Genomic DNA, 13494 nt, shown 5'->3' on the forward strand with positions numbered 1-13494 from the left:
CATGGAGAAAATTATGAACTACCGCCTGACTGGGCTGGCTTTTGCCACCGTGCTATTAGTAGGGTGTGCCAGTAGCTCGCCGGATCATATGGAGCAGGGCCGCTCAGATCCGCTGGAAGGTTTTAACCGGGCAATGTTCAATTTTAACTATGAGGTTCTTGATCCTTACGTGGTGCGCCCGGTAGCCGTAGTTTGGCGTGATTACGTGCCACAACCCGCACGTAATGGCACAAGTAACTTCCTGAGTAACCTTGAAGAGCCAGCCAGTATGGTCAACAGCTTCTTGGTGGGTGACCCGTATAATGGCATGAAGCACTTTAACCGCTTCTTCCTGAATACTATTTTGGGCATGGGTGGCTTGATAGATGTGGCGAGTATGGCTAACCCTAAGCTGGCTAAACAAGTCCCTCACCGCTTTGGCAGCACACTGGGCCATTATAATGTTGGTTACGGCCCGTATGTAGTGTTACCGGGCTATGGCAGCTTCACCATTCGTGAGGATGGGGGGAATGCGGCTGATTACGTTTATCCGGTGTTGAGCTATCTCACGTTCTGGATGTCGGCAGGTAAATGGATGGTTGAAGGGATTGAAACCCGTGCTCAGCTATTGGATTCCGATGGGTTGCTGCGTAACTCGTCAGATCCTTATCTGATGGTGCGCGATGCCTACTTCCAACGTCATGATTTCCTGGCGAATGGCGGGCAGTTGAAACCGGAAGTCAATTCGAATGCACAAGCCATTCAGGGTGATTTGGACAGTATCGATTCAGCCAACTGATTCTGATACCTGATTCGAATAATAAAAAAGCGCCGAAAGGCGCTTTTTTATGGGCAAAGGAATTGCCAGTATCCGCTAATTAGAACGCGTAGTTAAAGTTCACGCCGTACAGCAGTGCCGTACCTTTGGAGTCGAACTGATAAGTAGTGCCGCCCACTGCCGCTGGTGTTTTTTCAGTAATATGCACGCTTTGGCCATGCATATAGGAAATACCAACATCCACTGAGGCATCTTTGTTGAAGGCGTAGGTAGTACCAGCACTGATCCAGAAACGGTCTTGGTCTGGAATTGAGATAGTGCGGTTATCTGCCGGAACCGGGCTGTCATCGAAGGCAATACCGGTACGGAAGGTCCAATTATCATCGTGATAATAAGTGGTACCCAGCGCGATGCGGTAAGCATCATGGAAGCCTTCATGTTTTTCAAACAGTGTCTGGCCATTAGTGCCGGTTGCTTTCAGTTCCTGGAACTGGCTCCAACTGGTGTAGGCCATGCTGTAGTGAATCGCCCACTGTGGTGCCACTTTGTTATAGCCAGACACTTCCCAGACTTCTGGTAGGTTCAGAGTTAAAGCACCCGGGATCGTATTACCGCCAGTGCCTCTTGGTGGTGGCAGTTGGTTGCTGAAATCACCATCAAAGTCGATTTTCACTTTTGAGCGGTAAGTGAAGCTATAACGGTTTTCTTTATCAACTTCATACAGCACGCCCGCATTCCAACCATACCCCCACTCTTTACCTTCCATACGGGTAACTTCGGTATTAGCAGGGCGACCCGATAACGGACCAACTTCACCGAGATGGCGTACAATCTTCGCATCGGCGTACACTGCATTAAAGCCCAGGCCGAAACTGAAGTTTTCATTCAGGCGATACGCGGTGCTCAGGTTCAGGTTGGCGGTTTTCAGATCAGTCTGACCGCCAAGAGAACCCGCAGGATAGTCGTCATTGAATTCAGTAGCCAAACCGTAGTTTGAGGTACCAGAGGCACCAATTGCCCATTGCTCATTCAGTGGCATAATAAAGTGGATATTTGGGATCCACTCTGAAGGCGCGATGTTATTGGCATCGGTACTTCTGCCTGAAATGGGTGATGTCCCACTAATGTTGACGTCAGGATCAACATAAACAAAGCCGCCAGAGAAAGAAGGGCGGTCGAACAAAGTCATTGCTGCGGGGTTACGGCTACCAACTGATGCGTTGTCGGCAACGGCGCCTTCACCAGAGAAAGAACGCCCCAATGCAGCGGCTGAATATTCATTCAACTGGAAGCCAGCCGCAGAAACGTTCGACGATATGATTGCCACTGCAGCTGCCAGAGCTGATCGGGTAAACAGGTTTTTCTGGTTCATGACCAAAACCTCATTGTTTTAATTAATGTTACACACCGTAACAAGAGAATGCGGGATTGTAGGGTCCGTTATCGGTCAGACAAAGCAGACCAGTGGCTGAAGTATAGGTCCGACCTGTGTCAGTGTTGCAAGTATGTTTTGGGATTTGTTCAGTTTTGATTGCAAAAAATAGACGTAGTTAACAAAAAACTCACAATTTAGTATCAATTATTACATTATCAATGAATGAGCATACAATTTGACTGTGACCTTTATCACTTAATAAGCCTATAAACAGTAAGTCCTAGTGCCAAGTGACCGACGGTAGTAAAATAGTGACAGAGAAAATATTTTTTTTTGCGCCATGCCTTTTTGTGCTATTTGCACTAACGAATTGGCAATTTGCACCTATTTTGAAATGTCCGTTGAGGAGAATTGAAGATGTCAGATGCAAGTATTCGATCAACAAGTAATCGCTGTAGTGCGGAAGAAACTGCTGCCTGCTGCTGTATAGATGTTGGTACTATAATGGATAATACTGATTGCACGGCCTCTTACAGTTGTGTGTTTGACAACCGTACTGAAGCTGAAGCGATGCTGAAATCGCTGACCGAAAAAGCGCGTGCTATTGAGTCAGAACCTTGCTTGATTGAGCATAAATTGGAAGAGAAGGACGGCGGTGTTTGTTTAACCATCGACTTTACTTTTGCCTGCCAGGCAGAAACCATGATTTTCCAGCTGGGTCTGCGTTAATTCATGCCGGTAGTCACCGCAACTCAGGTAAGTTGAACCGATCTCTAACGCGAAGCCTTTTGCTTCGCGTTTATTTTTGTCTAATTTCCTCTGTAAATTTATCGCGTTAGATTCATCATTCTTCCCCATCCCCAATGCATCTTTCCCACGATTTTGTCGCTAAAAGTTGCTCCTGCTCTCACTTTCCTGTTCTGTAGGTTTACCAAATGTAAATTTTTGGTTAAAAATAATTAGATCAGGTCAGACCTGTTATTTGTTATGCTTAACTAAAAGCCACTCTATTTATCAGGAGCGTTTATGAGTAAGCCATTACCGCTAGTGACGCGCCAGGGCGATCGCATTGCAATCGTCAGCGGTCTGCGGACCCCTTTTGCCAAGCAAGCAACTGCTTATCATGGCGTACCGGCCGTCGACTTAGGCAAAATTGTGGTCAGTGAGTTGCTGGCCAGAAGTGGCGTTGCTCCTGAGTTAATTGATCAACTCGTATTCGGTCAAGTGGTGCAGATGCCTGAAGCGCCAAATATTGCCCGTGAAATCGTGTTGGGTACCGGCATGAGTGTGCATACCGATGCTTACAGTGTCTCACGCGCGTGTGCCACCAGTTTTCAGGCGGTAGCCAATGTGGCAGAAAGTATTATTGCAGGCTCAGTCACGGTAGCGATAGCCGGTGGTGCCGATTCCTCTTCCGTGCTGCCAATTGGTGTCAGTAAAGCACTGGCGCGAACCTTGGTTGATGTTAATAAAGCGCGAACCCTCTCCCAGCGGCTGAAGTTGTTCAGCCGCTTAAAGTTACGCGATTTGCTTCCTGTTGCCCCGGCAGTGGCTGAATACTCTACCGGCTTGCGCATGGGGGATACCGCAGAGCAGATGGCAAAAACCTATGGTATCAGCCGTGAAGATCAGGATGCTCTGGCGCTACGATCGCACCAAATGGCCGCGATTGCCTGGCAGCAAGGGTTATTACACGATGAGGTGATGACGGCTTATATCCCGCCTTACCGTGATGCTATTACCGAAGATAACAATATCCGCAAAGACTCCACTTTGGCGCAATATGCCAAGTTACGCCCCGCATTCGATCGCCAACACGGCAGTGTCACGGCGGCCAACAGCACCCCTTTGACGGACGGTGCCGCAGCCGTGATGATGATGAGTGAAGCGAAAGCAAAAGAGTTAGGTTTGCAACCGTTGGGTTATCTGCGCAGTTTCGCCTTTTCCGCCATCGATGTTTGGCAAGATATGCTGCTAGGCCCATCTTATGCCACGCCACTGGCGCTGGACCGTGCCGGCATCACGCTGGCTGATTTGACCCTTATCGATATGCATGAAGCATTTGCGGCACAAGCACTGGCTAACCTGAAAATGTTTGCCAGTGATACTTTCGCGCGTGAAAAATTGGGTCGTAGCCAGGCTATTGGTGAAGTTGATATGAGCAAATTCAACGTATTGGGTGGTTCGATTGCCTACGGTCACCCCTTTGCGGCCACAGGCGCCCGGATGATTACCCAAACATTAAATGAATTGCGTCGCCGTGGCGGAGGATTAGGGCTAACGACGGCATGTGCTGCCGGTGGGTTGGGTGCCGCGATGATTTTGGAGGTGGAGTAATGCGTCAGGAAAATTTACTTAACAGCGGTAGTGAAACAGCCTCAGGGGATAGCCGTACCCCAACCGATTCGGTCTTTACCCTCAATGTGCGGCCAGACAATATCGGTGTGATCACCATTGATGTTATTGGTGACAAAGTGAATACCTTAAAGGCTGAATTTGCAGAGCAAATTGCCGAGATACTGCAACAAGCGCAGGCTTTATCACAATTGCAGGGGCTGGTTATTATTTCTGGTAAGCCAGACTCTTTTATTGCTGGTGCTGATATCACCATGATTGCCGCTTGTCGTACCGCGCACGATGCGCGTGTATTGGCACAGAAAGGGCAATCTGTTCTGGCGCAGATCGCTGCATTCCCCATACCGGTGGTGGCTGCTATCCATGGTGCTTGCCTGGGCGGTGGTTTGGAGCTGGCGCTAGCGTGCCATAGCCGCATCTGTTCGCTAGATGACAAAACGGTACTCGGTTTGCCAGAGGTTCAACTCGGTCTGTTGCCCGGATCGGGTGGCACACAACGCTTGCCGCGCTTGATTGGTGTCAGCAAAGCACTGGATATGATTCTCACCGGCAGACAAGTCCGTGCGCGCCAGGCGCTTAAGATGGGGCTGGTGGACGATGCGGTGCCCCACGATATCTTGTTAGATGTGGCGGTCAAACGGGCCAAAGCGGGTTGGCTCGACAGGCCAGTTTTACCTTGGCAGGAACGTCTGCTTAGCGGCCCATTGGGTAAAGCATTACTGTTTAAGATTGTGCGTAAAAAAACGCTGGCGCAGACCAAGGGCCATTATCCGGCGGCGGAGCGCATTATTGATGTGGTGCGTAAAGGATTGGACTACGGTGGCCCCAGTGGTTATGAAGCAGAAGCCAGAGCCTTTGGTGATCTGGCCATGTCCCCCCAGTCAGCTGCTTTGCGTAGCTTGTTCTTTGCCACAACATCACTGAAAAAGGAGACCGGTGGTACAGCGCAGCCTCGTGCTATTCATCGTGTTGGGGTCTTGGGTGGCGGTCTGATGGGTGGCGGAATTGCCAATGTAACGGCCACTCGTGCAGGCTTACCGGTACGTATCAAAGATATTAATCCGCAAGGGATTAATCAGGCGCTAAAATACACTTGGGATGCCTTAGGCAAGCGGGTTCGCAGTAAGCGTATGCGCCCGGCTGAACGGCAGCGCCAGATGATGCTGATTTCCGGCAGCACAGATTATTGTGGTTTTGACTCGGTTGATATCGTAGTTGAAGCTGTATTTGAAGATTTATCATTGAAGCAGCAAATGGTTGCTGATATCGAACGTTTCGGCGCAGCACATACCATTTTTGCCTCCAATACCTCCTCATTGCCGATAAGCCAAATTGCTGCGCAGGCACAGCGACCAGAACAGGTGATCGGCCTGCACTACTTTAGTCCGGTCGATAAAATGCCGCTGGTTGAAGTGATTCCTCATGCAAAAACCAGCGAAGAAACTATCGCAACCACAGTAGCTTTGGCGCGTAAACAAGGTAAAACAGCTATTGTCGTGGCTGATTGCGCTGGGTTTTATGTAAACCGAATTCTGGCTCCGTATATTAACGAAGCTGCTCGTTGTGTACTGGACGGTGAACCTATCGATTCTGTTGACAAAGCGTTGGTGAATTTCGGCTTCCCGGTTGGACCGATCACGCTGTTGGATGAAGTTGGCATTGATGTGGGTACCAAAATCATGCCGATTTTGGTTGAGCAACTAGGGCCGCGTTTTGCTGCACCTCCATCATTTGATGTCATCTTGAAGGATGGACGGAAAGGGCGTAAAAATGGCCGTGGCTTTTATCTCTATCCGGCAGCAACCAAAGGTATTAACTGGAAGAAAAAGCAGGATAAACAAGTCGATACCAGTGTTTATGTCTTGCTGGGTGTGACGCCGAAAGCCCATCTCGAGTCCTCGGTGGTAGCACAGCGTTGTACCATGATGATGTTGAATGAAGCGGCACGCTGTCTGGATGAATCGATAATTCGTAACCCACGCGATGGTGATATTGGTGCTGTGTTTGGCATCGGCTTCCCGCCATTCCTGGGGGGGCCTTTCCGCTATCTGGATAGTCTGGGGGCGGAGAAGGTCGTGAAAACACTCAGATTGTTAGCACAACAATACGGCGAACGTTTTGAACCTTGCCAACTGTTGGTGAGCATGGCCGAACAGCAACAGACGTTTTACCCGCAGGAACGTAATCCAGATGAGGTGCCTGGCGAAGAGCGCTGAGTCTGCAAAAGGGTATTGCTCACGGGGCTTGGCCGCATTTTTCCACTAAACAGGCGGCCGACTAACACCTATTCTTAAGAGTGTGAGCAGGATCACCACCTGCAATTCTAAGGGATTAGGTGGCTGTACACTGGGGGCAACCCGCGCTACCTTAACCAGAATCACGTTAAGTGACTATTCGTGCCAAAATGTATTAATAGGTACTTATTGCGCAGGTGATAAAGTTTAGATTAAGCTGTTGATATGGTTATTATGTAACCATTCAAGGTTGGCTGCCGGTATGCTCGGTGTAAAAAACAGCCATTTTCTTTACCTTAAGTTTCAGGCAAAATGCCCGGCCGCCATAGAGAGACGGCGCGTTATCGTTATGAAGTTTCTTTGCCCATGGCAAAGGTTTCGGCGGTACAGCACGCAAAGCGTTTCTGTATAGCGTTATTTTGTTAACAAAAACGGTGCAATATGCAAGTTTTCATTATGCGTCACGGTGACGCGGCCCTTGATGCAGCAAGTGATGCACAACGGCCTCTTACTCTGTGTGGTCAGGATGAGTCACGTCAGATAGCAAGCTGGCTAAGCGAGCAGTCTGTTGATATCGATCAGATTTTGGTTAGCCCTTATCTACGCGCAGCGCAAACATTAGATGTCGCGCGTGAGGTGATGACGCTACCGGCAGAGCAGGAAGTGATGCCAGAATTAACGCCGGGTGGGGATGCCGCTTTTGTCTGCTGCTATTTGCAGGCATTGGCAAAAGAAGATTGTGCCGCAGTGCTGGTTATTTCGCACTTGCCGCTGGTCGGGTATCTGGTTTCTGAGCTTTGTCCAGGGCAATGCCCACCAATGTTTGCCACCTCGGCAATCGCCTGTGTTGATCTTAATGGTGATACCGGGAAGGGGACATTTGATTGGCAGGTCAGCCCGTCACAACTGTTGGCAAAGGCTTGCCACGGTTAAAACAGTGTTAGTGAATATTCAATCGGCGCGGCATCTCTGTCGCGCCGTTGTTTTTCTGTCAAACCGCATTTCGCGTCTATTCTTCTAACTCAATTAAGACCAGTAATGCCGCAGTCCCACCCCATTCTTTAGGGGCTTGATGGAATGCCAGCACATCGGGATGTTGTGCCAGCCACAAAGGGGTTTGCTGCTTCAGAACATGTTTGCCGTGACCATGCATCACGCAGGCACAATGCACATGCTCCCGCTTACAGGCAGCAATCAGTGCGCCCAACTCCTGTTTGGCCTGTTTCTGGGTTAATCCGTGTAAATCCAAAAACATATCGGGCGAGTAATCACCGCGCCGCAGCTTTTTAACTTCAAAATGATCAACGCCAGGCCGCACATAGCGGGTGGGACCGTCGTAATCCAACTGCGGTTGGAATTCATCGGAAAAATAATAACTGGCATCAACCTGCTCTTGCAGTAATTTTTCCGGTGCGATTCTTTTGCCCAACTTGGGCGGTGTATGCAGAACAATCGTATCTTGTTTCAGCTTCTTCGCCCCAACTATTGACTCCTTAAATAGCTGTAAATCATCAGTCGTGAGGTGATATTTATTTTTCATCATCAGTTCGTTGTACTTATTTGATTACCTCCAGTTTACCTGTTGAGCGTCATCTGTCTAAATAAATGTCTATACCCGTCATATTTCAAGGTGTAGGTGTGTTGGCTGTTCTCGCTTACCCGAATCACTTACTTGTGTAAGCTCATCGGGATTATGAGTCTCATCAGAGGCTCACCCTGCGGGCCAGCGCAAGCGCTGTTCAAAATGGTTTACAACCAATTTGTCTCTCTGTTGCCGCCTTCCTACGCCTCGAAATCTATTGGGTATAGGTATGTCGTCATATTTCAAGGTGTAGGTGTGTTGGCTGTTCTCGCAATCAAGCGGTTATCCATACAATTTTCAATGTTAATGTGCTTTTCATTATTCGGTTATCATTCAACTGATGTATTGCTGCTGATTTGTCGCGGGCTTCATGGCAAACTAGGGGGATAGATAATGATTTTTCGCACCGTTGTTGGAGAATACCTTGGACAAGATTTTCGTCGATGAAGCAGTAAATGAGCTGCACACCATTCAGGATATGCTGCGCTGGGCAGTTAGCCGGTTTAATGCGGCCAATATTTTTTATGGTCACGGTACTGATAATCCGTGGGACGAAGCAGTACAACTGGTTTTCCCAAGCCTGTTTTTACCGATAGATATCCCTGAGGATATGCGCAGTGCGCGCCTGACGTCGAGCGAGCGGCACCGTATTGTCGAACGGGTGATCCGCCGGGTTAACGAGCGAATTCCGGTTGCTTATCTGACCAATAAAGCTTGGTTCTGCGGCATGGAATATTATGTTGATGAGCGTGTATTGGTGCCACGTTCACCGATAGCTGAATTGATTAATAACAGCTTTGATGGTCTGATCAGACACCAGCCTAAGCATATTCTGGATATGTGTACCGGCAGTGGTTGTATTGCTATTGCTTGTGCCTATGCCTTCCCAGACGCTGAAGTGGATGCTGTCGATATCTCTAATGATGTTCTGGCAGTAACTGAACATAATATTCAACAGCATGAGATGGAACATCAGGTCACACCGATTCGCTCTGACCTGTTCCGTGATTTACCACCAATCAAATATGACTTGATTGTCACTAATCCACCGTATGTTGATGCCGAAGATATGGCCGACTTACCGCAGGAGTTCCGCTTCGAGCCTGAACTTGGGTTGGCTGCTGGCAGCGATGGCTTGAAACTGGCTCGCCGTATTCTGGCTTGCGCCCCGGACTTCTTGCAAGATGATGGCGTGTTGATTTGCGAAGTGGGCAACAGCATGGTGCATTTGATGGACATGTATCCTGATGTGCCGTTTACCTGGCTGGAGTTCGACAACGGCGGTGATGGCGTATTTATGCTGACCAAACAGCAACTGATTGACTGCGCTCCGCATTTTAGTATGTACCGCGACTAATCGATCTCTGCTTATAAAGTCTGTCAGTGTGATAAATATCATGCTGGCAGATTGTTTATGACTAAATGGTAAGGAGCCGTGATGGCTGGCAACAGTATTGGGCAGTTTTTCCGCGTCACCACTTTTGGTGAATCTCACGGCATCGCCTTGGGGTGTATTATTGATGGCGTCCCTCCGGGCATTCCAATCACCGAAGCTGACATTCAGTTGGATCTCGACCGGCGTCGCCCGGGTACCTCACGCTATACCACTCAACGCCGCGAGCCGGATCAGGTGCGTATTTTATCTGGCGTGTTTGAGGGGGTAACCACCGGTACCAGCATCGGGTTGATGATTGAGAATACTGACCAGCGGTCACAGGATTACAGCACGATTAAAGATGTCTTCCGCCCAGGCCATGCTGACTATACCTACGAACAAAAATACGGTGTGCGTGACTATCGAGGAGGAGGCCGCTCTTCAGCCCGTGAAACCGCGATGCGTGTTGCCGCCGGTGCCATTGCTAAAAAGTATCTGGCGCAGAAATTCGGGGTGCAGGTGCGTGGCTATCTGGCACAAATTGGTGATATTAGTTGTGATTTGATTGATTGGGATTTGGTTGAACAAAATCCGTTCTTCTGTCCTGACGCCAGTAAATTGGAGCCGCTGGATGCGCTGATGCGTGAACTGAAAAAAGCCGGTGACTCTATTGGAGCCAAAATTACCGTGGTCGCTGAACACGTGCCAGTTGGTTTGGGTGAGCCAGTATTTGACCGTTTAGATGCAGATTTGGCCCATGCGCTGATGAGTATCAATGCGGTGAAAGGGGTGGAAATCGGTGATGGCTTTGCTGTTGTTACTAAGCGTGGTAGTGAAAACCGTGATGAGATTACCCCACAAGGTTTCCAGAGCAATCATGCCGGGGGCATTTTAGGCGGCATCAGCAGCGGGCAACCGGTTGTGGCCCATATCGCTTTGAAACCGACATCCAGCATTATGGTACCAGGGCAAACCATTAACCGGCAGGGTGAGGCGGTTGAGATGGTTACCCGTGGTCGCCATGACCCTTGTGTCGGTATTCGCGCCGTCCCTATTGCTGAGGCCATGATGGCTATTGTGTTAATGGATCACTTGCTGCGCCAGCGTGCACAGTGCGGTGATGTGGTTTCCGACGTTCCGCGCTGGTAGGCACAATGAACAAATGGATTGTGGCTGCAGTGGCACTTGCCGCTACCGTAGCACTCACCGCTATAGCCCCGGTCATGGCGGCGACGCCATGGCAACAGATAGCCAACCCGGTTGCAGGTTCTCCACAGTCGATTGGTGGTTTTGCCAACGGCTGCGTTATCGGTGCAATGCCTTTGCCGCTCCAATCGGCAGATTATCAGGTGATGCGCCCGGATCAGCGCCGTTATTTCGGTCATCCTGATTTACTGAACTTTATCCACCGTCTGAGTGCGCAGGCTGAGCAACATCGCTTGGGGACGGTATTGATTGGCGATATGGCAATGCCCGCCGGTGGGCGCTTTAGTAGCGGGCATGCCAGTCACCAGTCTGGTTTGGATGTGGATATCTGGCTACAACTGCCAGTACAGCGCTGGAGCCAACAGCAATTGCTGAAACCGCAACCTGTTGATTTGGTGGCAGCCGACGGCAAACGGGTCGTCCCCGCACTCTGGCAACCTCAGGTCGAGAGTCTTATCAAGTTGGCGGCGAACGATAACGAAGTGACGCGTATTTTCGTCAATCCGGCGATTAAAAAGCAACTGTGTCTGGATGCCGGAACGGATCGTAATTGGTTGCATAAAGTGCGCCCGTGGTTCGGCCATCGTGCACATATGCATGTAAGATTGCGCTGCCCGGCAGATAGCCTGGAGTGTTTGGATCAAGACACGCCTCCTGCGGGGGATGGTTGTGGTGCAGAACTGGAAAGCTGGTTCCAGCCCCATCAACCGAGTGCTAAACCGGGTAAAACCTTACCCCCACCATTGCCGCCTTCATGTCAGGCTTTGTTGGATAACCATTTTGCTGCGGAATAAATCATGGATTGGTTTACGCTGGGCCCTGAGGTTTTAGGGATACTGTTTGTCGTCGCCTTATTGGCGGGTTTTATTGATTCCATTGCGGGTGGCGGAGGCTTGCTCACCGTGCCGGCATTACTGGCGGTTGGATTACCACCGGCACAGGCGTTGGCGACCAATAAATTGCAATCGGTCGGCGGGTCATTATCCGCCAGCCTCTATTTTATCCGCCGTGGGGCGGTGAATTTAAAAGAGCAAAAGCTAACCATTGCTCTAACGCTGGTCGGCTCAATGCTGGGTGCTATTTTGGTTCAGCATATGCGGGCCGATATTTTGCGGCAAATTCTGCCATTGCTGGTGATAGGGATTGGTGTTTATTTTCTGCTCACCCCCAAACTGGGTGAGGTTGATCGGCAACGCCGTCTATCCGCACTACCCTTTGCCTTGATTGCTGGCGGTGGTGTCGGTTTTTATGATGGTTTCTTTGGCCCCGGAGCCGGTTCTTTCTATGCGCTGGCCTTTGTGACGCTGTGCGGATTTAATCTGGCGAAATCCACCGCTCATGCCAAAGTGCTTAATTTTACCTCCAACTTGGGTGGCCTGACCTTCTTCATCGTCGGCGGCAAAGTAGTGTGGAGTATCGGGTTGGTGATGCTAGTAGGACAGGTGTTGGGCGCACGCCTTGGTGCACATATGGTGTTGACCAAAGGCCAAAAATTAATCCGCCCAATGATTGTCGTGGTGTCATTCGTAATGAGCTGCAAGCTGCTGTATGACAGCCACGGTTCTGAGATCTCCTCCTGGTTAGGGTTACACGTTTTCGCATAACTTAAGGTATCAAAATAGCAGTGAGCCTGACTGTCGCTGACGATACCGCTCTTACGGACCCAAGTATGACCCATGATTATCAGCAATTAATCGATGTTTTTAATGCCTGTTTTAGCGACCAATATAATACCCGGCTGGTAAAAGGTGACGATGAGCCTATTTATCTGCCTGCCGATGACGAATTTCCCTATCATCGGGTGATTTTTGCCCATGGTTATTATGCCAGCGGGATGCATGAGATCTCCCATTGGTGTATTGCCGGTGAAGAGCGGCGCAAGTTGGTCGATTTTGGTTATTGGTACTGCCCGGATGGGCGTGATGCATTAACCCAGAGCCAGTTTGAAGTGGTTGAGATCAAGCCACAGGCACTGGAATGGATGTTCTGTGTAGCGGCGGGTTTCCCTTTCAACGTCAGTTGCGACAACCTGGAGGGTGATTGTGAGCCGGATCGCATCACATTCCAGCGCAAAGTACGCCAACAAGTGCTGTGGAATTTAGAAAACGGTATATCCCCACGACCTGCAGGCTTTATTCAGGCACTACAATCGTTTTACAATACGCCGCCGTTGGTAGCCGCGCTTTTCCCTTACCCGGAAGATCTCGTGTAGCTTGCAGCCTGGCTGCAACGCCATTATTTTTGGATAGAGAGGAAAATTGATGATCGCAGAGTTCGAAACGCACATATTAGCGCAGATTGATGACATGGTAGAGCACGCCAGTGATGATGATTTATTTGCCGGCGGTTATCTGCGCGGCCATCTGACTCTAGCCGTGGCAGAATCTGAAGAGTTTGGTGAACATACGGCTGAGCAGTTACATGCCCGCGTGCAGACCAGCCTGGAAAAAGCGATCAAAGCCGGGGAGCTTTCCCCACCGGATCAGGTTTTGGTATTGGGCTTGTGGGATCGTTTACTTGAGCAAGCTATTAAATAGCGTTCATTGCTGGAGTCGCGGGGAGGTTAGCGATGTTCGTGATTTGGCCTCGCCTCTGCGACTCCAATGACTT

13 protein-coding genes are annotated in these 13494 nt (G+C 49.8%); 11 read left to right on the forward strand and 2 right to left on the reverse strand.

Features of this window, described 5'->3' with window-relative positions; genetic code table 11:
- The first annotated feature begins 13 nt into the window (after positions 1–13).
- Entirely contained in the window at positions 14–778 is a 765-nt protein-coding gene (mlaA, locus tag V1956_RS09220) for a phospholipid-binding lipoprotein MlaA (RefSeq protein ID WP_372559510.1), read from the forward strand.
- Between the two features lie 79 nt (positions 779–857).
- Here mlaA and fadL read toward each other — a convergent pair whose 3' ends face one another.
- The gene (fadL, locus tag V1956_RS09225) at positions 858–2129 is read right to left on the reverse strand and encodes a long-chain fatty acid transporter FadL (protein ID WP_193784622.1); all 1272 of its coding nucleotides are present in this window, start codon (positions 2127–2129) and stop codon (positions 858–860) included.
- 420 nt (positions 2130–2549) lie between these two features.
- Here fadL and V1956_RS09230 point away from each other — a divergent pair, with 420 nt between their 5' ends.
- From V1956_RS09230 to sixA, 4 genes are all read left to right on the forward strand, one after another.
- Entirely contained in the window at positions 2550–2861 is a 312-nt protein-coding gene (locus tag V1956_RS09230; protein ID WP_372559509.1) for a YfcZ/YiiS family protein, read from the forward strand.
- Positions 2862–3158: 297 nt separating this feature from the next.
- Complete coding sequence (fadI, locus tag V1956_RS09235; RefSeq protein WP_420074549.1) at positions 3159–4469, forward strand: acetyl-CoA C-acyltransferase FadI; 1311 nt, start codon at positions 3159–3161, stop codon at positions 4467–4469.
- Complete coding sequence (gene fadJ, locus V1956_RS09240) at positions 4469–6703, forward strand: fatty acid oxidation complex subunit alpha FadJ (RefSeq protein WP_420071305.1); 2235 nt, start codon at positions 4469–4471, stop codon at positions 6701–6703. Before fadI ends, fadJ begins: the two co-directional genes overlap by 1 nt.
- 459 nt (positions 6704–7162) lie before the next feature.
- Positions 7163–7654 (forward strand): phosphohistidine phosphatase SixA, encoded by a 492-nt coding sequence (gene sixA, locus V1956_RS09245; protein WP_372559507.1) that lies wholly within the window; start codon positions 7163–7165, stop codon positions 7652–7654.
- Between the two features lie 76 nt (positions 7655–7730).
- Here sixA and smrB read toward each other — a convergent pair whose 3' ends face one another.
- The gene (gene smrB, locus V1956_RS09250; RefSeq protein WP_420074548.1) at positions 7731–8261 is read right to left on the reverse strand and encodes an endonuclease SmrB; all 531 of its coding nucleotides are present in this window, start codon (positions 8259–8261) and stop codon (positions 7731–7733) included.
- Between the two features lie 466 nt (positions 8262–8727).
- Between smrB and prmB the strand changes: the two genes are divergently transcribed.
- From prmB to V1956_RS09280, 6 genes are all read left to right on the forward strand, one after another.
- Positions 8728–9660 carry a 50S ribosomal protein L3 N(5)-glutamine methyltransferase gene (gene prmB, locus V1956_RS09255; protein WP_420071304.1) on the forward strand — a complete coding sequence of 311 codons (933 nt, stop codon included), beginning with the start codon at positions 8728–8730 and terminating at the stop codon, positions 9658–9660.
- 81 nt (positions 9661–9741) lie between these two features.
- Complete coding sequence (aroC, locus tag V1956_RS09260) at positions 9742–10827, forward strand: chorismate synthase (RefSeq protein ID WP_005183428.1); 1086 nt, start codon at positions 9742–9744, stop codon at positions 10825–10827.
- A 5-nt stretch (positions 10828–10832) separates the two neighbouring features.
- Positions 10833–11678: a penicillin-insensitive murein endopeptidase gene (gene mepA, locus V1956_RS09265; RefSeq protein ID WP_372559505.1), complete on the forward strand. Its 846-nt coding sequence runs from the start codon at positions 10833–10835 to the stop codon at positions 11676–11678.
- Positions 11679–11681: 3 nt separating this feature from the next.
- Positions 11682–12488: a sulfite exporter TauE/SafE family protein gene (locus tag V1956_RS09270; RefSeq protein ID WP_372559504.1), complete on the forward strand. Its 807-nt coding sequence runs from the start codon at positions 11682–11684 to the stop codon at positions 12486–12488.
- 65 nt (positions 12489–12553) lie between these two features.
- Entirely contained in the window at positions 12554–13096 is a 543-nt protein-coding gene (locus V1956_RS09275; RefSeq protein WP_420071311.1) for an elongation factor P hydroxylase, read from the forward strand.
- Positions 13097–13145: 49 nt separating this feature from the next.
- Positions 13146–13421: a YfcL family protein gene (locus V1956_RS09280; RefSeq protein WP_005183422.1), complete on the forward strand. Its 276-nt coding sequence runs from the start codon at positions 13146–13148 to the stop codon at positions 13419–13421.
- Positions 13422–13494: the final 73 nt, after the last annotated feature.

The sequence above is a fragment of the Yersinia sp. 2540 StPb PI genome (assembly GCF_052217165.1).
Taxonomy (GTDB): Bacteria; Pseudomonadota; Gammaproteobacteria; order Enterobacterales; family Enterobacteriaceae; genus Yersinia; species Yersinia enterocolitica_E.